Source organism: Jannaschia sp. GRR-S6-38, from assembly GCF_029853695.1.
GTDB classification, from domain to species: Bacteria; Pseudomonadota; Alphaproteobacteria; order Rhodobacterales; family Rhodobacteraceae; genus Jannaschia; species Jannaschia ovalis.
The window spans coordinates 2020522-2039286 of the sequence record NZ_CP122537.1; the positions used below are offsets into that span (position 1 = coordinate 2020522).

19 protein-coding genes are annotated in these 18765 nt (G+C 70.6%); 7 read left to right on the forward strand and 12 right to left on the reverse strand.

The genetic code is table 11. From position 1 onward, the window contains the following. Positions 1-43: 43 nt before the first annotated feature. Positions 44-2077 carry a DNA helicase RecQ gene (recQ, locus tag P8627_RS10295; protein ID WP_279964013.1) on the reverse strand — a complete coding sequence of 678 codons (2034 nt, stop codon included), beginning with the start codon at positions 2075-2077 and terminating at the stop codon, positions 44-46. Positions 2078-2215: 138 nt separating this feature from the next. On the opposite strand from recQ, the gene P8627_RS10300 reads away from it, so the two are divergent. Next, positions 2216-2974: a class I SAM-dependent methyltransferase gene (locus tag P8627_RS10300; RefSeq protein ID WP_279964014.1), complete on the forward strand. Its 759-nt coding sequence runs from the start codon at positions 2216-2218 to the stop codon at positions 2972-2974. A gap of 95 nt (positions 2975-3069) precedes the next feature. Further along, positions 3070-4095, forward strand: coding sequence for a TRAP transporter substrate-binding protein (locus P8627_RS10305; protein ID WP_279964015.1), 1026 nt, complete (start codon positions 3070-3072; stop codon positions 4093-4095). A 72-nt stretch (positions 4096-4167) separates the two neighbouring features. Here the strand turns inward: P8627_RS10305 and rsmD are convergent, their stop codons facing one another. Continuing rightward, positions 4168-4716: a 16S rRNA (guanine(966)-N(2))-methyltransferase RsmD gene (gene rsmD / locus P8627_RS10310; protein ID WP_279964016.1), complete on the reverse strand. Its 549-nt coding sequence runs from the start codon at positions 4714-4716 to the stop codon at positions 4168-4170. A 7-nt stretch (positions 4717-4723) separates the two neighbouring features. Beyond that, entirely contained in the window at positions 4724-5935 is a 1212-nt protein-coding gene (locus P8627_RS10315; protein ID WP_279964017.1) for an NAD(P)/FAD-dependent oxidoreductase, read from the reverse strand. A 95-nt stretch (positions 5936-6030) separates the two neighbouring features. Here P8627_RS10315 and P8627_RS10320 point away from each other — a divergent pair, with 95 nt between their 5' ends. Further along, complete coding sequence (locus tag P8627_RS10320; RefSeq protein ID WP_279964018.1) at positions 6031-6522, forward strand: peroxiredoxin; 492 nt, start codon at positions 6031-6033, stop codon at positions 6520-6522. A 54-nt stretch (positions 6523-6576) separates the two neighbouring features. On the opposite strand, the gene P8627_RS10325 is transcribed toward P8627_RS10320, so the two are convergent. Next, a complete protein-coding gene (locus P8627_RS10325) occupies positions 6577-6999 on the reverse strand; it encodes an Lrp/AsnC family transcriptional regulator (protein ID WP_279964019.1) in 423 nt (140 codons plus the stop codon). Between the two features lie 115 nt (positions 7000-7114). Here P8627_RS10325 and rocF point away from each other — a divergent pair, with 115 nt between their 5' ends. Further along, complete coding sequence (gene rocF, locus P8627_RS10330; protein ID WP_279964020.1) at positions 7115-8035, forward strand: arginase; 921 nt, start codon at positions 7115-7117, stop codon at positions 8033-8035. Then, complete coding sequence (locus P8627_RS10335) at positions 8032-9084, forward strand: ornithine cyclodeaminase (RefSeq protein ID WP_279964021.1); 1053 nt, start codon at positions 8032-8034, stop codon at positions 9082-9084. The genes rocF and P8627_RS10335 overlap by 4 nt, the downstream gene beginning before the upstream one ends. Positions 9085-9112: 28 nt before the next feature. Here P8627_RS10335 and P8627_RS10340 read toward each other — a convergent pair whose 3' ends face one another. The 6 genes from P8627_RS10340 to P8627_RS10365 all read right to left on the reverse strand — a co-directional run bounded on the left by P8627_RS10340 (position 9113) and on the right by P8627_RS10365 (position 14961). Beyond that, positions 9113-9997 carry a mechanosensitive ion channel family protein gene (locus P8627_RS10340; RefSeq protein WP_279964022.1) on the reverse strand — a complete coding sequence of 295 codons (885 nt, stop codon included), beginning with the start codon at positions 9995-9997 and terminating at the stop codon, positions 9113-9115. A gap of 10 nt (positions 9998-10007) precedes the next feature. Next, positions 10008-10256 (reverse strand): 4a-hydroxytetrahydrobiopterin dehydratase, encoded by a 249-nt coding sequence (locus P8627_RS10345; protein ID WP_279964023.1) that lies wholly within the window; start codon positions 10254-10256, stop codon positions 10008-10010. After that, the gene (locus tag P8627_RS10350; protein WP_279964024.1) at positions 10253-11440 is read right to left on the reverse strand and encodes a GNAT family N-acetyltransferase; all 1188 of its coding nucleotides are present in this window, start codon (positions 11438-11440) and stop codon (positions 10253-10255) included. The genes P8627_RS10345 and P8627_RS10350 overlap by 4 nt, the downstream gene beginning before the upstream one ends. A 27-nt stretch (positions 11441-11467) precedes the next feature. Further along, on the reverse strand, positions 11468-12220 hold the full coding sequence (locus P8627_RS10355) for a glycerophosphodiester phosphodiesterase family protein (RefSeq protein WP_279964025.1): 753 nt from the start codon (positions 12218-12220) through the stop codon (positions 11468-11470). After that, entirely contained in the window at positions 12217-12672 is a 456-nt protein-coding gene (locus P8627_RS10360; protein WP_279964026.1) for a RidA family protein, read from the reverse strand. Before P8627_RS10360 ends, P8627_RS10355 begins: the two co-directional genes overlap by 4 nt. Positions 12673-12813: 141 nt before the next feature. Continuing rightward, on the reverse strand, positions 12814-14961 hold the full coding sequence (locus P8627_RS10365; RefSeq protein WP_279964027.1) for a transglycosylase domain-containing protein: 2148 nt from the start codon (positions 14959-14961) through the stop codon (positions 12814-12816). Between the two features lie 302 nt (positions 14962-15263). Here P8627_RS10365 and P8627_RS10370 point away from each other — a divergent pair, with 302 nt between their 5' ends. Both P8627_RS10370 and P8627_RS10375 read left to right on the forward strand, forming a co-directional pair. Next, the gene (locus tag P8627_RS10370; protein WP_279964028.1) at positions 15264-15602 is read left to right on the forward strand and encodes a P-II family nitrogen regulator; all 339 of its coding nucleotides are present in this window, start codon (positions 15264-15266) and stop codon (positions 15600-15602) included. A 27-nt stretch (positions 15603-15629) separates the two neighbouring features. Further along, a complete protein-coding gene (locus tag P8627_RS10375; protein WP_279964029.1) occupies positions 15630-16958 on the forward strand; it encodes an ammonium transporter in 1329 nt (442 codons plus the stop codon). A gap of 374 nt (positions 16959-17332) precedes the next feature. Here P8627_RS10375 and P8627_RS10380 read toward each other — a convergent pair whose 3' ends face one another. Next, positions 17333-18280: a dimethylarginine dimethylaminohydrolase family protein gene (locus P8627_RS10380; protein WP_279964030.1), complete on the reverse strand. Its 948-nt coding sequence runs from the start codon at positions 18278-18280 to the stop codon at positions 17333-17335. Positions 18281-18424: 144 nt separating this feature from the next. Next, positions 18425-18745 (reverse strand): thioredoxin, encoded by a 321-nt coding sequence (gene trxA / locus P8627_RS10385; protein WP_279964031.1) that lies wholly within the window; start codon positions 18743-18745, stop codon positions 18425-18427. Positions 18746-18765 lie beyond the last annotated feature (20 nt).

Consider the following 18765-nt stretch of genomic DNA (forward strand, 5'->3'; position numbering starts at 1 on the left):
GAGGCGCAAGCTAGCGGGCGGGCGGCACCGTGCAAGTGCGGCGTCACGCCTCGCGCAGCACGTCGAGGAAGGCGTCGCCGAAGCGTTCGGCGTGGCGCTCGCCCAGGACCCGCGCCACGGCGTCGGGATCGGCGGGGCACTTGGCGACCTTCGCCAGTTGCGAGGACGAGCAGGACATCGGCTTGTCGGTGCCGTCCTCGCCGCGGGCGAGCTCGGCCTGCACCGACAAGAGCCGGTCGAAGATCGCGCCCTCCCCGCGTCCGGCGAGCTTGCGGCGGGCGGGATGGGCGGGGGCCGGGGCGTCGCCGGTGATGACTTCCAGGAACTCGGCGCCGTAACGCTCCAGCTTGGTGGCGCCGACGCCCGAGACCCGGGCCATCGCGTCGAGGCTGTCGGGCCGGGTCTCGGCCATCTCGATCAGGGTGCGGTCGTTGAAGACGACATAGGCGGGCACGCCCTGGCGCTCGGCCAGCGCGCGGCGCTTGGCCTTGAGCGCCGAGAGCAGCGGCGCGTCCTCCTCGCTCACCAGCTGCTTGACCGCGGGGCGGCGTTCGGCCCGCTGGATCGTGTCGCGGCGCAGGGTGACCGAGGCCTCGCCGCGCAGGATCGGGCGCGCGGCCTCGGTCATGCGCAGCGCGCCGTGGCGTTCGGCATCCGGGCGCACCAGGTCGAGCCCCATCATCTGCCGGAACACCGCCTGCCATTGCGGGCGCGGCAGCTCCTTGCCCACGCCGAAGGTCGGCAGCGCGTCATGGCCGAAGCGGCGGGTCTTGTCGGTCTCGGCCCCCATCAGCACGTCGATCAGATGGCCGGTGCCGAAGCGTTCCTCGGTGCGCAGCATGGCCGAGAGCGCCTTGCGGACCTCGGTCGTCGCGTCGAACAGCTCGGGCGGGGCGGCGCAGAGGTCGCAATTTCCGCAGGGCTGGGTGGTCTCTCCGAAATAGGCCAGCAGGGTCACCCGGCGGCAGAGCTGCGCCTCGGCCAGCCCCAGAAGCGCGTTCAGCCGGCCGTGATCGGCGCCCTTCATCTCCGGCGGCGCCAGCCCCTCGTCGATCTGCTGGCGGCGGAAGCGGATGTCGTCGGCGCCGAACAGTGTCAGCGTATCGGCGGGGGCGCCGTCGCGCCCGGCGCGGCCGATCTCCTGGTAGTAGGATTCGATCGACTTGGGCAGGTCGGCATGGGCGACCCAGCGGATGTCGGGCTTGTCGACGCCCATCCCGAAGGCGACCGTGGCGACGACGATCAGCCCGTCCTCGCGGCTGAAGCGCCCCTCCACCTCGCGGCGCGTCTCGGCCTCCATCCCGCCGTGATAGGCGCAGGCGGTATGCCCCTCCTCGCCAAGCGCGCGGGCCAGCGTCTCGGTCTTGGCGCGGGTGCCGCAATAGACGATGCCGGACTGGCCCTTGCGGGCGGCGGCGAAGCTGAGGATCTGGCGGCGGGGCTGGTTCTTGGGCTGGAAGGCCAGCGCGAGATTGGGGCGGTCGAAGCCGTGCAGGAAGATCTCGGGCGCGCCGTCGAACAGGCGGGCCGCGATCTCGGCCCGGGTCTCGGCATCGGCGGTCGCGGTGAAGGCCGCGAGCGGCACGCCCAGCACCTTCCGAAGCGCGCCGATCCGCAGGTAGTCGGGCCGGAAATCGTGGCCCCACTGGCTGACGCAATGCGCCTCGTCCACGGCGATGAGCGAGCAGTTCGCGCGCTTGAGCATCCGCTCGGTGCCCGTGGAGGCCAGCCGCTCGGGCGCGATGTAGAGCAGCTTGAGCGAGCCGTCGTCGATGGCCTGCCAGACGGCCTCGGTCTCCTCCTCGGTGTTGCCGGAGGTCAGCGCGCCAGCGGCCACCCCTGCCGCCGTCAGCGCGCGCACCTGGTCGCGCATCAGTGCGATCAGCGGCGAGATCACCACGGTCAGCCCCTCGCGGCAGAGCGCGGGCAGCTGGAAGCACAGCGATTTGCCGCCGCCCGTGGGCATGATCGCCAGCACGTCGCGCCCTGCGCAGACGGCGTCGACGATCTCGGCCTGGCCCGGGCGGAAGGCGTCGAAGCCGAAGACGGAGCGCATCAGGTCCTTGGGTGCGGTCATCGCTTCTCTCTCGGGGTCTTTCGACCCGAATCACACAGGGATGGCGGGCTGGCAAGGGCCGGGAGCGTGGCCTCCATAGTATCGCCACGATTGTCCCGCATCGCGATTGCGGCAGGACGAAACCGCAAGGACAGAAAGATGATCGAGACCGCACGCCGGATCGAGGCCCGCTTGCGTCGGGCCGGCTATGTCTGGGCGCATGCGCGCCTGACGGGGAACCGCGGCACCTATCGCCCCCACGGCATCGCGATCCGCGCCGACACGCGCGCCGATCTCGCGCTGCGATACCTTCTGGCCCGGGGCCGCCCCTACGAGGCGCCCGAGGCGCGGCTGATCGGCGCGCATCTGGCCCCCGGCACGGACGTGATCGAACTGGGCGGCTGCATCGGCGTCGTCTCGGCCACGATCCGCGATCGGATCGGGCCCGATGCCCGCCATATCCTGGTCGAGGCCAATCCCGATATCGCCCCGCTGGCGCTGGAAAACGCGACCGGTCCGCGCCCCGACCGGACGGACCTGGTCGTGGCGGCCGTTGACTATTCCGGGGCCAGCCATGTCCGTTTCGCGCGCGGCCACAACCAGCATGTCGGCCATGTCGCGCGCGCCGACGAGGACGGCTTCTCCAGCCCCGCCGTCACGCTCGCCACGCTGGCCGCCCGGCTGCCCGGCCGCTTCGCGCTGGTCTGCGACATCGAGGGGCTGGAGCGCGAGATGATCGCCCGCGAGGCCGAGACGCTGGCGCGCTGCGACCTGATCGTGCTGGAGGTGCATCCCGGCGTTTTCCCGCAAGGCGAAACGGATGTGGCCGAAATCGAGGCGCAACTCGCGGCGATCGGCCTGCATCGACTGGCGCGCGAGCAGGACGTGATCGCGTTCGCGCGGGGCATGTCGAGCTGACGAAGAATTGCGAGTGATTCGCAACAAACCTCTGGAATTCGGCTTCAGGTTGTATTAGGTACGTCTCCCTGACGCAAAATATGGGGGGTCCAGAGATGACCATCCTTCGTGCCGGCCTCGTCGCCGCGACGCTTGCCACGCCCGCCTTCGCGGAGCCCGAGGTGACGCTGCGGTTCCAGCATTTCGTCAACCCGGCCTCGGCCAACCCGACGCATTTCATGCAGCCCTGGGCCGATGCCATCGAGGCGCAGTCCGAGGGTCGTATCGCGGTCGAGATCTACCCGTTCATGCAGCTCGGCGGCTCGGCGGCGAACATGTATGACCTGATCGCCGACGGGGCGGTCGATGGCGGCTGGGTGATCCCCGGCTACCAGCCCGGCCGCTTCCCCGAGGCGGAGGCGCTGGAGCTGCCCTTCATGACGCCGAAATCGGCCGAGGCGGCCTCGGTCGCGGCCTGGGACTACACCGCGAAGCACCTGATGGACGATTTCGCCGATGTCCACGTGATCGCGGCGCACATGCACGGGCCCGGCCTCGTCCACAAGAAGGGCGCGGCCCCCGCGGCGCTCGCGGATTTCGACGGGCTGAACCTGCGCGGGCCGTCGCGGATGGCGACGAAGCTTCTGGAGGCGATGGGCGCGAACCCGGTGGGGATGCCGGTGCCGGCCTTCCCCGAGGCGCTGGCCAAGGGCGTGCTGGATGGCGGCGTCATCACCTGGGAACAGGCGCCGTCGCTCAAGCTCGACGAGCTGACCGACAGCCACACCGACGTGGCGGGCGAGCGCTCGCTCTACAACCTCTATTTCCTCTGGGCGATGAACCCCGAGGTCTATGCCGGGCTCGACCCGGAGCTGCGCGCGGTGATCGACGCCAATTCCGGCGCCATGGCCGCCGCCTGGGCGGGCCGGGCGCATGATATCGGCGATGCCGAGGGCCGCGCGGCGATGGAAGCGTCGGGCAACCAGATTGCCGCGCTCTCTCCCGAGGTCACGGCCGAGCTGGAGGCGCTGGGCGTGGGCGTGACGACCGCCTGGATCGCCGAGATGGACGCCAAGGGCTTCGACGGCGCCGCGCTGGTCGAGGATGCACGGGCCGCGATGGCGGCGGCCGGGGCGAAGTGAGGTGCGGCCGGGGGGCGTCGCGCCCCCCGGACCCCCCGCGAGGTATTTCCGACCGGAGGAAGACGGGCCGGCTCAGGCCCCGGGCATGCGGGCGAGGGTGACCGTGGTGTCGCCGTAGCGCCGCTGGTCGAGCGGTTCCAGATCGCCCAGATCGGGCGGCGCGCGCTCCTCCCAGACGATGGTCGCGCCGGGCGCGATCCAGCCCGCCTCGCGCAGCGCCGCCATCGCGGCCTCGCCCAGCGCCTTGCCATAGGGCGGGTCGAGAAAGACGAGGTCATGCGGCGTGCCGGGGCCCGGGCGGCGGGCGTCGCGCGCGACGATGCGGGCCGGGGCGTCAAGCGCGGCGATATTGGCGCGCAGCAGGGCCTGCGCCTTGCGGCCCTGTTCGATGAAGCTCGCCGTGGCGGCGCCGCGGCTCAGCGCCTCGAGCCCCAGCGCGCCGGTGCCGGCGAAGACGTCGAGCACGCGCAGCCCCTCGAGCTCCAGCCCATGGGAATTGATCAGCAGGTTGAAGATCGACTCGCGCACGCGGTCGGTGGTGGGCCTCAGATGCGCGGCCGCGTCGCCGGCGCCCAGGCCCGCCAGACGGCGCCCGCGCCAGCGCCCGCCGACGATCCTCATACGCGGCTCACAGGAGCGATTTGAGCGGCGTCGCCGGGTCGGCCACCGCGCGCGGATCGGGCGAGCGCCCCGCCTCGATCAGGCGCTTGCCGACCATGTAGGCGCGCGGATCGTTGATCGCGTCCACGGCCAGGAGCTCGTCGCCGCGATAGTACCAATGCGAGGTATGGTCGCCGTCGCGCACCACCACGTGGTCGAAGCCCGCGTTCAGCCCGGCGATCTGCAGCTTCACGTCGTATTGGTCCGACCAGAACCACGGCTTCGCCTCGTAGGGCGTGGCGGCGCCGAGGATGTTGGCGGCGACCGCCTCGGCCTGTTCGATCGCGTGGGGCACCGATTCCAACCGGATCCGCCCGCCGCGCCAGGGGAAGGAACAGCAATCGCCCGCCGCCCAGATGTCGGGCGCGGAGGTGCGGCCGAATTCGTCCACCGCGATGCCGTCCTCGATCCGGAGGCCCGCCTCCGCGGCGAGGTCGGTATTGGGCGCGACGCCGATCCCCGCGACCACGGCATCGACGGCGATGCGGCTGCCATCGGAGAGCACGGCGCCGGTGACCCGGCCATCCGCGCCCTCCAGCCGCTCGAGCGTCGCCTCCTCCATGATCTCGACGCCCTCGGCGCGGTGCTTGGCCGCGAACCAGAGCGCGGTGTCCCAGCAGGCGACGCGGGCAAGCAGGCGCTGCGCGGCCTCGAGCAGGGTGACGCGCATGCCGCGCTTGCGGGCCACCGCGGCGGCCTCGAGCCCGATATAGCCGCCCCCCACCACCAGCAGATGCGCGCCGGCGCGGAAGGCGGGTTCCATCGCGTCGATATCGGCCAGGGTGCGGACGCCATAGACGCCCTGCAGGTCGCCGCCCATGGCGGTCGGCAGGCGGCGGTTGCGCGAGCCCGTGGTCAGCGCCAGCGCGCCCCAGCTCTCGGTGCCGCCGTCATGGGTCAGGCTGTGCGCGGCGGGGTCGATGGCGGTGACGCGGGTGCCGGTGCGCAGCTCGATGCCCTGCTCCTCCCAGTAGCTGCGGGGGCGCAGGAACAGGCGCGCGCGGTCCATCTCGCCCAGCAGGTAGGCCTTGGACAGCGGCGGGCGCTGATACGGGATCTCGGGCTCCTCGCCCCAGAGCGTGATGCGGCCTGCATGGCCGCGCTTGCGCAGCGTCTCGGCCAGCGTGGCGCCGGCCTGGCCCGCGCCGACGATGGCGATGTGATCCGGCCGCTCTGTCACGGGACCCCTCCTTTCGGGCCGCCCCCTCACTGGTCGCCCGTCGCCGCGACAGCTATGTCAGGGGCAGGCAAACATCAAACGCGAGGACCGCATCCATGGCCATCTCCAAGGGCGACCGCCTGCCCGACGCCGAGCTTCTGCGACTGGGCCCCGATGGCGGGCCGGAAAGCGTCTCGCTGGGCGCGCTGACGAAGGGCCGCAAGGCGGTGGTCTTCGCGCTGCCGGGCGCCTTCACCCGCACCTGCACCGCGGCCCATGTCCCGAGCTTCATCCGCACCAAGGACCAGTTCGCCGAGAAGGGCGTGGACCCGATCATCTGCATCGCGGTCAACGACCCGTTCGTGATGGGCGCCTGGGCCGAGGCGACGGGCGCCAAAGAGGCCGGCATCCACATGCTGGGCGATGCGGACGGGGCCTTCACCCGCGCCGTGGGCATGGCCTTCGACGCGCCGCCGGTGGGCTTTCACGGCCGGTCCAAGCGCTACGCGATGCTGGTCGATGACGGCGTCGTGCAGGTCATCCACGAGGAGGAGGGCCCGGGCACCTGCGACGCCTCGGGCGGCGAGGCGCTGCTGCGCGAGGTCTGAGCGGGGCAGGGGGCGCTGTCCCCCGGCCCGTTTCCAGTCGGGGAAGCGTCCCGCTCACCCGCGCCGGGTCGACAGGTAGAGGTTGGTCTCGGACCGGCTGACGCCGTCGATGGCGCGGATGCGGTTGAGCGTGGCGTCGAGCGCCTCCAGCGTGTCGGCGCCTAGTTCCGCCACGAGGTCCCAGCGGCCATGGGTGCTGTGGACGGCCTCGACCTCGGGCATGGCGGCGATGGTGCGGCTGACGCGGGCGGCGCCGCGGCCTTCGATCTCGATCAGGATGATGCCGCGGACGGGGCGCTGGGCCAAGTCGCCCTTCAGTACCGCGCGGTAGCCGAGGATCTCGCCCGCCTCGGTCAGCCGCGCGATGCGCGCGCGCACGGTGGCGCGGGTGACGCCCAGCGCGGCGGCCAGCGCCGAGACCGAGGCGCGGCCATCGGCGGCGAGCGCGGCGAGCAGGCGGCGGTCCAGATCGTCCATTCTGCGCAGGCCTCATGATCGGATCGGGCGATCCACCGCCCGGTTCGATCACTTATCGTGCTTCCGGGGGCCGGGCCAATGGGGTTCACTCCGGCCGAGCGAGATGGAGATCGACATGAGCAAGCGGATCGAACTGATCGGCGCCCCGGTGCAGATCGGCGCCGGGCGCGGCGGCTGCCTGATGGGGCCCGACGCGCTGCGCACCGCCGGGCTGGCGCGTACCCTGACCGAGCTGGGCCATGCCGTGAGCGACCGCGGCAATCTCGACGCGCCCGAAGCCGCCGTGCCCGCGCATCCCAACCCCGCGATCCACGACCTGGAACGCAGCGCGGGCTGGGTCGAGGTGCTGCAAGCGGTCGAGACCGAGGCCGACGTGCCGATCTTCCTGGGCGGCGACCACCTGATGGCCGCGGGCACCGTGCCCGCGATGGCCGCGCGCGCGCAGGCCCGGGGCCGGCCGCTTCACGTGCTGTGGCTCGACGCGCATTCCGACATCCACACGCTGGAGAGCACCGAGTCGGGCAACCTGCATGGCACGCCGGTCGCCTATTTCACCGGGCAGGCGGATTTCAGGCCGCATTTCCCGGCCCCGCGCGCCACCGTCGCGCCGGAGAGTATCTGCATGATCGGGCTGCGCTCGGTCGACCCCTTCGAGAAGCGCGCGCTGACCCGCGCGGGCGTCGAGGTGCACGACATGCGCGCGATCGACGAGCATGGCATCGCCGCGCCGCTGCGCGCCTTCCTCGACAGGGTGCGCGACGCGGGCGCCGACCTGCATGTCAGCTTCGACGTCGATTTCCTGGATCCCGGCATCGCCCCCGCGGTCGGCACGACCGTGCCCGGCGGCGCGACCTTCCGCGAGGCGCATCTGGTGATGGAGATGCTCAACGATGCCGATCTCGTTACCTCGCTCGACCTGGCCGAGCTGAACCCCTTCCTCGACGATCGCGGGCGGACCGCGAAGCTGCTGGTCGACCTCGTCGCCTCGGCCTTCGGGAAATCCGTCCTCGACCGCCCCACGCGGAGCCGCACATGACCCAGACCCAACCCTCCCGGCTGGCCATGGTGCCCTTCGTCTCGGTCGCCGACATGATGCGGATCGTGAACGATGCCGGCGTGCCCGAGACCATCGCCGCCATCGCCGACCGGATCGAAGACGATTTCAAGCGCTGGGAAAGCTTCGACAAGGTCGCGCGCGTGCCCAGCCATTCGCCCGAGGGCGTGATCGAGCTGATGCCCACCTCGGATGGCGAGTACTACGGCTTCAAATACGTCAACGGCCACCCGGCCAACATGGCGCGCGGCTTCCAGACGGTGACGGCCTTCGGCGTGCTGGCGCGCGTCGATAACGGCTACCCGGTGATGCTGACCGAGATGACGGTGCTGACCGCGCTGCGCACGGCGGCCGCCTCGGTCGTCGCGGCGCGCCATCTCGCGCCCCGGGACGCGCGGGTGATGGCGATGATCGGCAACGGCGCGCAATGCGAGTTCCAGGCGCTTGGCTTCCACCACTGCCTCGGGATCGAGGAGGTGAGGCTGTGGGATATCGACCCGGCCGCGACCGAGAAGGCGGTGCGCAACCTGTCGGGCACGGGCCTGACGGTGACCGCCTGCAGCTCGGCCGAAGAGGCCATCGCGGGCGCGCAGATCGTCACCACCTGCACCGCCGACAAGAAGCAGGCGACGATCCTGACCGACAACATGGTCGGCAGCGGCATCCACATCAACGCGATCGGCGGCGATTGCCCCGGCAAGACCGAACTGCATCGCGACATCCTGCTGCGCTCGGACATTTTCGTGGAGTACCCGCCGCAGACCCGGATCGAGGGCGAGATCCAGCAGTTGGACGCCGATCACCCGGTGACCGAGCTGTGGCGGGTGATCGACGGGCAGGTGCCGGGCCGGACCGGGCCGGGGCAGATCACGCTGTTCGATTCGGTGGGCTTCGCGACCGAGGATTTCAGCGCCCTGCGCCACGTCTTCGCCGAGATGAAGCGGACGGGGCATTACGTCGATCTCGACATGTTGGCCGACCCGGACGACCCGCGCGACCTCTACGGCATGGTGACCCGCGCAGCGGAGTAGGGGGCGGGCCCGCCGGGCGCCGCCTGCCTCAGGCGGTCTCGCCCTCGGGCGTCGCCGCATCCTCGCGCAGCAGGTGCACGGTGCGTTGCGGGAAGGGGATCTCGACCCCCGCGGCGTCGAGCGCGATCTTGATGTCGCGGTTCATGTCCTTCGAGAAGGCGAAGAAATCCGACCGCTTCACCCAGGCGCGCACCAGGAAATCGACGCTCGACGCGCCCAGCCCGTCGACGAGGACCGTCATGTCGGGCTCGGGCAGGAAGCGCGGGTCCGAGGAGATCGTGTCGCGGATGATCCGCTCGACCAGGTGCAGGTCGGCGCCGTAGCCCACGCCGATCGTCCATTCCGCCTGCCGCGTGTCGTAGACCGAGTAATTGGTGATCGTGTTCCCCCAGACCTCGGAATTGGGGATGATGATCTGCACGTTCCCGATGCTGGCGAGCTCGGTATAGTTGAGGTTGATCGACTTTACCGTGCCCATCTCGCCGTTGATGACGACGAAATCGCCCAGCTTGATCGGCCGGAAGAAGATCAGCATCACGCCCGCCGCCACGTTCGACAGCGTGCCCTGCAGCGCCAGGCCTACGGCCAGGCCCGCGGCACCGATCACCGCCACGATGGAGGTCGTCTGGATCCCGAAGGTGTTCAGGATCACCACCCCCGCGATGGCGAGGATGACGTAGCGGACGATGTTGCCAAGGAAGTCGAACAGCGTCGCGTCGAGGCGCGGGTGACGCTCGGAGATCGCCTTCACGCGGCGCGACACCCAGCCCGAGATCACGAAGGCCAGGATGATGATCAGGATCGCGGCGAGGATGTCGCCCACGATCGAGGCCAGGAATTCCAGGCTCAGGAAATCGCCCAGCGAGCGTCCGGCATAGATCTCCCGCGAGAGGAGGGCGTTCAGTGTGTCCATGGGTGTCGTCTCAGCTCAGCGTGTCGATATGGCGGGCAAGGGCGATGTCCTTGTCCGTCAGTCCGCCGGCATCGTGGGTCGTCAGGCGAATGTCCACCCTGTTCCAGACATTCGACCATTCCGGATGGTGGTCGGCCGCCTCGGCGGCCAGCGCCACGCGGGACATGAAGCCCCAGGCCGCGCTGAAATCCTTGAAGGTGAAGCGGCGCTCGATCCCGCCGTCTTTCTCGGTCCAGCCCTCGGGGATCTCGTGGCTCATTCCTGTTCCTCCTGCATGACCCGGCGAAACGGGCCGTATGATGTGAGCACCTCGATATCCTCGGCGACGGCGCGCGCCTCGGCTTCGAGGAATTGCGCGATGGCGCGGCGGAAGCCTTCGTTGGGGATGTGGTGCAGCGAATGGCAGGTCACCGGCAGGTAGCCGCGCGCGAGCTTGTGATCGCCCTGCGCGCCCGCCTCGACCCGGCCCAGCCCGTGTTCGATCGCGAAGTCGATGGCCTGATAGTAGCAGAGCTCGAAATGCAGCGCCGGGTGATGCTCGGTACAGCCCCAGTAGCGGCCGTAGAGCACGTCGCGCCCGATGAAGTTCAGCGCGCCCGCGACCGGCACGCCGTCCCGCTCGGCCAGAACCAGCAGCACGTCGTCGCGCATCGTCGCCTGCACCTCGTCGAAGAAGGCGCGGCTGAGATAGGGGCTGCCCCATTTGCGCCGCCCGGTGTCCTGGTAGAAGCGCCAGAAGGCGTCCCAATGCTCGGGCCGCAGCGCGTCGCCGGTATAGGCGTTGATCGCGCCGCCGAAGCCCTGCGCGACGGCGCGCTCCTTGCGGATCGTCTTGCGCTTGCGCGAGCTCAGCGCGGCGAGAAAGCCGTCGAAATCGGCGTAGCCGTCGTTGAACCAGTGATATTGCTGGCTCGACCGCCCCATCAGCCCCAGCGCCTCGCCCGCTTCGCGCTCGGCCTTCGTACAGAAGGTGACGTGCAGGCTCGACAGGTCGTGCTGTTCGCAGACCGTCTCCGCGCCCTGCACAAGCGCCTGGAGGCCGGTGCTCTCGTGGCCCGGCTTCACCAGGAAACGGCGGCCCGTGGCGGGGGTGAATGGCACGGCGATCTGCAGCTTGGGGTAATAGCTGCCGCCCGCGCGCTCCCAGGCATGGGCCCAGTTGTGGTCGAAGATGTACTCGCCCTGGCTGTGGCCCTTGGCGTACATCGGCGCGACGGCGATCACCGCGCCGCCGGCGCGCGCGATCAGGTGCTGGGGCTGCCAGCCGGTGCGCGGACCCACGGAATGCGACAGCTCCAGCGCCCGCAGGAAGCGATGCGTGGTGAACGGATCGGCGGGCGGCCCGCGATCGGCGGCCTCCGGGCAGGCGCAGGCATCCCATTCGGCCGCGTCGATGGCCCCGAGGTCGGGGATCACGCTCAGTTCGATTTCGGTGTCGGTCATGCGGGCTTTAGGTGGCGCGTGCGCGCGTCACGGCAAGTAGCCCTCAAAGGTCACCTGGTCGGCGATGCGCCGCGCCTCCGCCGCCTGTGCGGCGGAGCGCACCGTCCAGCACAGCACCGGCAGCCCCGCGGCCTTGGCGCGGGCCACGTGCGGGCTGGCAAGGTCGGCGGCCTCGTGGCTGATGAACTGCGCGCCGATCCGGTCGAGATCGGGCATCGCGCGCAGCCGCGCGCGGGTGGCGTCGGACAGGCCGGGCCAGTGCTGCGCGTGATAGGCCGAGGTCACCAGACCGCGCGGAAGATGCGGCGCGTGGCGGCGAATGTGATCGACCGAATGGGGGTTGAAGGACATCACCGCCACCGGGCCGTCATAGCCCGCGAGATCGGCGATCACCGCGTCCTCCAGCGGGCCGATGCCGGGGCCCATCGCGCCGTCGCGATCCTTCACCTCGATCAGCAGCGGCACCCGGCCCGCGACGAGCGCCAGCACCTCGCGCAGCGTCGGGATGCCCTCGTCCCCGCCGGTCAGACGGATGCGGCCCAGTGCGGCGGCGTCCCGCGCGTCGACCGGCCCCTGCACCGCCGTCAGCCGGTCGAGACGGTCGTCGTGGAATACCATCGCCACCCCGTCGGCCGAGATCTGTACGTCGATCTCGATCGCGAGGCCGCGCGCCAGCGCCGCGCGGATCGCGGCGCGCGAGTTCTCGGGCCGGCCGGCGGCGCGGTCATGCAGGGCCCGGTGCGCGATCGGCCCCGCGAGGAACCCCGGGGGCAGGCTCATGCGATCTCGAAGATCCCCTCGATCTCCACCGCGACGCCGAAGGGCAGCGTCGCGCCCACGGCCGAACGCGAATGCCGTCCCGCCTCGCCCAGCGCCTTGACCAAGAAATCCGACGCGCCGTTGATGACGGTGGGCTGGTCGCCGAAATCGGGCGTGCAATTGACGAAGCCGGTCAGCTTCACGACGCGGCGCAGGCGGTCGATATCGCCGTCGCAGGCGGTGCGGACCTGCGCCAGAAGGTTGATCGCGCATTGCCGCGCCGCCGCCGCGCCGTCTTCCAGCGACATGCCGTCGCCGAGCCGGCCCTTGATCATGCCGTCCGGCCCCGCGCTGATCTGGCCCGAGACGAAGAGCAGGCCGCCCGCGCGCACGGCGGGCACGTAATTGGCCGCCGGGGCGGGGGCGTCGGGCAGGGTGACGCCGAGATCGGCGAGGCGCTGGGCGATGGACATGGGGGTTCTCCGGCTGCTGTCGGCAGGACGCTGGCACGGGCCGGCGGGGAAGGAAAGGTGGCGCGGCGGCGGGCCGCGGCCCTGGGCTCGCGTGTCGGGCAGGTCGGCGGCGCGCCGCCGCGCGCCCGGCCCGCCCGCCCGTCAGTTCCGCCCGAAGATCCCGCCCAGCACGTCCATCAGGATCCGCTCGGCGATGTCGGGTTGGCGGCGCGGGGTGCGGCGCTGTTGCTGCGGCTGCGCGACCTGCGGGGCGCGGCGCGTCTGCGGGCCCGGGTCGATCATCGGCAGCGGCTTGATCGGCAGGCCCTGGTGGACCCGCAGCATCGTCTCGCGCCAGATCTCGGCCGGCAGCCCGCCGCCGGTCACCCCGGTCAGCGGCGTGTTGTCGTCATAGCCCATCCAGACCCCCGCGACGTAATCGCCGGTGAAGCCGATGAACCAGGCGTCGCGCGCCGCCTGCGTCGTGCCGGTCTTGCCCGCCGCGGGCCGCCCGTCGGGCAGCTTTGCGCGCTGGCCCGTGCCCTCCTCGACGACGCGGCTCATCATGTAGACGAGCTGGCGCGCCGCCGCCTCCTGGATGACGCGCTCGCCGAGGCCTCCCTCGTGGTCGAGCAGCGCGCCGGTCTCGTCGCGCAGCGACAGCGAGTTCAGCCCGTAGGGCGTCACGCTGGTGCCGCCGTTCAGGATGCCCGCGAAGGCGCCCGTCATCTCGAGCAGGGTGCTTTCCGACACGCCCAGCGCCAGGGCCGGGCCCTGCGCCAGGTCGCTCTCGATCCCGAAATCGGCGGCCACGTTGCGCACCACATCGCGGCCCACATTCTCCGACAGGCGCACGGCGGCGGTGTTCATCGACTGCGCCAGCGCCTGGGTCAGCGTCACCTCGCCGTAAAAGCGGTTGGAATAGTTGTCGGGCGAATAGGTGCCCGAGCCCGGGACGTCGATCGCGAGCGGGCCGTCGAAGATGACCGAATCCCAGCTCCAGCCGAGATCCAGCGCGGCGGCGTAGACGAAGGGCTTGAAGCTCGAACCGGTCTGGCGAACCGCCTGCACGGCGCGGTTGAACTGGCCCCCGCCGCGGGTGTTGCGCCCGCCGACCATGGCGCGCACGGCGCCGTCGGCGCTCATCACCACGATGGCGGCCTGCGCCTCGGAGCCCTCGCGCACCTTCTCGTCGAAGACGTATTCCAGCGCCTCCTCGGCGGCGCGCTGGATGTCCTTGTCGAGCGTGGTGCGCACGATCACGTCCTCGGTCGTCTCGGAGGTCAGGAAATCGGGCGCGTCCGACATCACCCAATCGGCGAAATAGCCGCCCGTGTCCTGGCGCGCGGCGGGCGACAGGTCGGCGGGATTCTCCAGCGCCCGGGTGTATTCGGCGGTGGTCAGCAGCCCCTGCTCGTGCATCAGGCGCAGCACGGTGGCGGCGCGGTCGCGGGCGCGCTGCAGGTCGTTGGTGGGCGCGTAGTAGCTGGGCGCGGGCAGTAGGCCCGAGAGCATCGCGGCCTCCGCCGGCTCCAGCCGGGCGACGGATTTGCCGAAATAGCGCTGGCTGGCGGCGGCGAAGCCGCGCGCGCCCGCGCCGAGATAGGCGCGGTTGAGATAGATCGACAGGATCTCGTCCTTGGTGAACTTCGCCTCCAGCGCGAGGGCGTAGGGGATCTCCTTGAGCTTGCGCCAGACGGAGCCCGCGCGGCAGTCGGCCTCGAACTCCGCCTCGGTCATGCCCGAGCTCGGGTCGTAATCGTTGCCGAGGCACAGAAGCTTGGCCACCTGCTGCGTGATGGTCGAGCCGCCGGCCCCCGAAAGCGGCGAGCGCCCGGCGGCGATATTGGTGCGCATCGCGCCCGCGATGCCGCGCGGGCTGACGCCGAGATGGCCGTAGAAGCGCTTGTCCTCGGAGGCGACGACCGCGTCGCGCAGATAGGGCGAGATGCTGTCGGTGGTAATCAGTCCGCCGAAATTGTCGCCGCGCCAGGCGAAGGTCTCGCCCGAGCGATCCTGCAGAGTGACCGAGCCGCGGGCGCGCCCGTCGGCCAGCGTCGCCATGTCGGGGATGCGCGCGTAATTGAACATCGTGGCCAGCGCCAGCAGCGCCAGCACCACGACGGCGCTGCGCCAGCCCACCGCCCAGCCCAGCCGCAGCACGAGCCGCACGGGCCAGAGCAGCCAATAGACCAGCCCGCGCCGGGCCGGCGGCTTGCGCTTGCGCCGCGCGGGCTTGGCCGCGGCGGATTTCGCCGGCGCCGCCTTCCTGCGGTCGGCGACCAGTCGCGTCTTGCCGGATCTCGCCATGTGCTGCCCGTCCCGTTCTGGGTGTTTCCGCCTCGTTCGCCATCCTGCCGGGGGCAGGGGCGCGATAGGCCGCAAGATAGCGACTGGCGAGTCGGATTTGCACCCGTCGGGTCGAATCCTTCGCATGTGATGCGTGAAGCTTTCGCACAAAAAACAGGCAGTGCCTGCAAATTGTGCGGAAAAAGCGGAAGCCGCCCGCCGCCGCCGCGATCCGGGCGGCGCGTTTCGTTGCGCCCGGCCCGCCCCCTCCGTGAATTGCCCTCCATTCGGGCCCGCGCCGGGCCGCAGCGAAGGGGACGCACGTGAAACTCATCATCGCAGCGATCAAGCCGTTCAAGCTCGAGGAGGTGCGCGAGGCGCTGACCACCCTCGGCGTGCGCGGCATGATGGTCACCGAGATCAAGGGCTTCGGAAGCCAGTCGGGCCATACCGAGATCTATCGCGGCGCCGAATACGCCGTGAACTTCGTGCCGAAGGTGAAGCTGGAGATCGTCGTGCCGTCGAGCATGGCCGATCAGGTCGTCGAGACCATCCAGACCACCGCCAAGACCGACAAGATCGGTGACGGCAAGATCTTCGTGCTCGACGTCGCTCAGGCCGTGCGGGTCCGCACCGGCGAGCTGAACGAAGACGCGATCTGACGACAGCGAACAGGGGAAGACAACGCCATGAAACTTCGCAATTCAATCATGCTCGGGGCCGCGCTCGCCGCGTTGCCCGTGATGGGCCTGGCGCAGGACGCCGACCCGAATGTCGCACCGGGGCCCTCGCCCTACATCCTGACCTCGCTGCTGTTCCTCGTGGGCGGCTTCCTGGTCTTCTGGATGGCCGCGGGCTTCGCCATGCTGGAGGCCGGTCTCGTCCGCTCCAAGAACGTGACGATGCAGCTCACCAAGAACATCGCGCTCTTCTCGATCGCGGCGATCATGTACTGGCTGGTCGGCTACGGGCTGATGTACCCGGGCGACGGCTGGACCATCACCGGCTATGTCGGAAACCTCTTCTCCCCCGCCTCGCTCGAGCCGGTGGGCGTCGGAGCCGACGGCGTGGACACGGGCTATGCCTCGGTGGGGTCGGACTTCTTCTTCCAGCTGATGTTCTGCGCCACCACCGCCTCGATCGTATCGGGCACCCTGGCCGAGCGCATCAAGCTCTGGCCCTTCCTGATCTTCGTCGCGGTCCTGACGGGCATCATCTACCCGATCGAGGCCTCCTGGCAGTGGGGCGGCGGCTGGCTGTCCGAGGCGGGCTTCTCCGACTTCGCGGGCTCGACGCTGGTCCACGCGGCGGGCGGCTTCGCGGCGCTGGCCGGGGCGATCATCCTCGGGCCGCGCCTGGGCAAATACGCCAAGGACGGCAAGGTCGTCGCGATGCCGGGCTCGAACCTCGCGCTCGCCACGCTTGGCACGTTTATCCTGTGGCTGGGCTGGTTCGGCTTCAACGGCGGCTCGCAGCTGGCGATGGGCACGATCGGTGACATCACCGACATCAGCCGGATTTTCGCCAACACCAACATGGCGGCGGCCGCGGGCGCGGTGACCTGCCTGATCCTGACCCAGATCGTCTACAAGAAGGTCGATTTGACGATGGTGCTGAACGGTGCGCTGGCGGGCCTCGTCTCGATCACCGCCGGGCCGCTCGACCCGACGCTGTTCGGCGCGCTCTGGATCGGTTCCGTGGGCGGCGTGATCGTGGTCTTCGCGGTCCCGATGCTCGACAAGCTGAAGATCGACGATGTCGTGGGCGCCATCCCGGTCCACCTGCTGGCGGGCTTCTGGGGCACCTTCGCGGTTCCGTTCTACACGGAGGGCGCGAACTTCATCACCCAGATCATCGGCTTCGCGGCCATCGGTGGCTTCACCTTCGTCGTCAGCCTGGTCGTCTGGATCGTGCTGAAGGCCGCGGGCGGCATCCGGGTCAGCGAGGAGGCCGAGATCACCGGTCTCGACACCACCGAGCTGGGCATGGAGGCCTATCCCGAGTTCTCGCGCGGCTGACCCTCCCTCACAGGTCACGCGACACACCCCCGGGCGAGCGATCGCCCGGGGGTTCTGCGTTTGGGGGGCTGGTGCGCCATGCCGCCGGGTCGCGCAGCGGCCCGGCACACGCCTGCCCGCCCCATGGCGGGCATGTTCCACGCCCACCCGGGCAGGCGCGTGCCTCCGTCTGTTAGTAAAAACGGGGATCGCGGCTCACCAGACCGCGAAATCGGGGCGAGCGCCCGTCAAGGCACGCTCATCTTCGCGTCCGCGCTCACGCCCGGTCGGCCGTGCGCCTTTCGGCATTTCGGCGGGCCGTCCCCCAAGGGAGGTAGACCCGGTTCCGGCAAGTCCGCTCTCCCGAGGCTCCGCCCTTCGGGCCGGATCAGCCGTCACCCCATGTCGCGCGCGACGATGCCGGTGAGGCAGCCGACCGCGCCGGCGGCCTTGCGCAGCTCGAACATCGGCGTCGCGACCACCTCGATGCCCAGCCCCTCGTAGAAGCCGCGCATCGCGGCGTTGCCGTCGGGCATCAGCACCCTGCGCGGGCCCAGCGCCACGACGTTCAGGCCCCGGTTCGCCTGCGCCTCGTCGGCATCGGGCAGGAAGGCCACGTCGATCCCCCGCGCCCGCATCAGCGCGACCGCGCGGTGCGGCGTGCGGCGCGGCCAGGCGATGGCGAGATCCGCATCGACCACGCTCAGCATGCCCATCAGGTGCATCGTGCCGAAGGGCATGTCGACCGCGACGGCCTCCAACCCGATCTCGGCCAGCAGGCCGGTGATCTGCGCGATGGCGGCGTCGTTCGTGCGCAGCCCGCGCCCGATCAGGCAGGTCGCGGCGTCGATCCAGATCAGGTCCGCGCCCTCGAAGGTGGCGGTGCCGGTCAGCGTGCGCAGGATCGGCACCCCTGCCGCCGCCAGCGCATGGGCCACCGCGACCTCCTCGCCCGCGCGCACCGTCGAGGCGGGACGCGCGAGGATCGCGCCCTGCGGCGTCATCGCGAAGAGATCGGCGCAGAACATCCGATTGGGCGCGGGGCGGGGCACCTCGGGCACCTTCAGCACCGCGACGCCCGCGTCGCGATAGGCTTCGGCCATGCGGTCGTGCTCGGCCTGCGCGCGGCCGAGGTCGAGGGGCGCGAGCTGCTGCGCGGCGTCCACGTCCTCGGCCGCGATCTCGGGCCCGGGGCGGCGCAGCAGGACCGTGCGCAGCGTCTTCCATTCGCTGTCGATCCCGCCGGACCAGAGGGGCCCCATGTCGCCCGCGTGGTCGCGCCGGCGCGGCGACCAGCCCGCGCCGCCATAGGCCGCGGTCGCGAAGGTGGATGGCTCGGTCATGCGCGTCTCTCCCGTCCCGGTTGCCCCCGCATCCGACCAGAGGTGGCGGCAAAGAAAAACCCCGCGGGCCGGGGGCCGCGGGGCATCTCGTGAAATATGGGGCAGAACGGCGTTCCGGTCGGCCCGTCCGGGTCTAGGCGGCGCTCAGACGGCGCTTTCGATCCAGTCCTTCAGCGCGGCCTTCGGCGCGGCGCCGATTTTCTGGTCCACCGCCTCGCCGCCCTTGAACATGAAGAGCGCCGGGATGCCGCGAACGCCCATCTGCGCGGGGGCGGAGGGGTTTTCGTCCACGTTCACCTTCACGATCTTCACGCGGCCCTCGTATTCCGCCGAAAGCTCCTCCAGCGCCGGGCCGATCTGTTTGCAGGGGCCGCACCACTCGGCCCAGAAATCGACGACGACGGGAATGTCGGACTGCTTGACCACCTCGTCGAAGGTGGCGTCGGTGGCGGCTACGGTGGCCATATGGGCTCTCCTGGTTGGTG

Bases quoted from the DNA above. Each gene is read 5' to 3' on its own strand.
- P8627_RS10365 (WP_279964027.1), bottom strand. From the start codon at position 14,961: ATGGCGAGATCCGGCAAGACGCGACTGGTCGCCGACCGCAGGAAGGCG.
- P8627_RS10355 (WP_279964025.1), bottom strand. From the start codon at position 12,220: ATGAGCCTGCCCCCGGGGTTCCTCGCGGGGCCGATCGCGCACCGGGCC.
- P8627_RS10340 (WP_279964022.1), bottom strand. From the start codon at position 9,997: ATGGACACACTGAACGCCCTCCTCTCGCGGGAGATCTATGCCGGACGC.
- rocF (WP_279964020.1), top strand. From the start codon at position 7,115: ATGAGCAAGCGGATCGAACTGATCGGCGCCCCGGTGCAGATCGGCGCC.
- recQ (WP_279964013.1), bottom strand. From the start codon at position 2,077: ATGACCGCACCCAAGGACCTGATGCGCTCCGTCTTCGGCTTCGACGCC.
- P8627_RS10360 (WP_279964026.1), bottom strand. From the start codon at position 12,672: ATGTCCATCGCCCAGCGCCTCGCCGATCTCGGCGTCACCCTGCCCGAC.
- P8627_RS10380 (WP_279964030.1), bottom strand. From the start codon at position 18,280: ATGACCGAGCCATCCACCTTCGCGACCGCGGCCTATGGCGGCGCGGGC.
- P8627_RS10305 (WP_279964015.1), top strand. From the start codon at position 3,070: ATGACCATCCTTCGTGCCGGCCTCGTCGCCGCGACGCTTGCCACGCCC.
- P8627_RS10350 (WP_279964024.1), bottom strand. From the start codon at position 11,440: ATGACCGACACCGAAATCGAACTGAGCGTGATCCCCGACCTCGGGGCC.
- P8627_RS10320 (WP_279964018.1), top strand. From the start codon at position 6,031: ATGGCCATCTCCAAGGGCGACCGCCTGCCCGACGCCGAGCTTCTGCGA.
- rsmD (WP_279964016.1), bottom strand. From the start codon at position 4,716: ATGAGGATCGTCGGCGGGCGCTGGCGCGGGCGCCGTCTGGCGGGCCTG.
- P8627_RS10375 (WP_279964029.1), top strand. From the start codon at position 15,630: ATGAAACTTCGCAATTCAATCATGCTCGGGGCCGCGCTCGCCGCGTTG.
- P8627_RS10345 (WP_279964023.1), bottom strand. From the start codon at position 10,256: ATGAGCCACGAGATCCCCGAGGGCTGGACCGAGAAAGACGGCGGGATC.
- trxA (WP_279964031.1), bottom strand. From the start codon at position 18,745: ATGGCCACCGTAGCCGCCACCGACGCCACCTTCGACGAGGTGGTCAAG.
- P8627_RS10325 (WP_279964019.1), bottom strand. From the start codon at position 6,999: ATGGACGATCTGGACCGCCGCCTGCTCGCCGCGCTCGCCGCCGATGGC.
- P8627_RS10300 (WP_279964014.1), top strand. From the start codon at position 2,216: ATGATCGAGACCGCACGCCGGATCGAGGCCCGCTTGCGTCGGGCCGGC.
- P8627_RS10335 (WP_279964021.1), top strand. From the start codon at position 8,032: ATGACCCAGACCCAACCCTCCCGGCTGGCCATGGTGCCCTTCGTCTCG.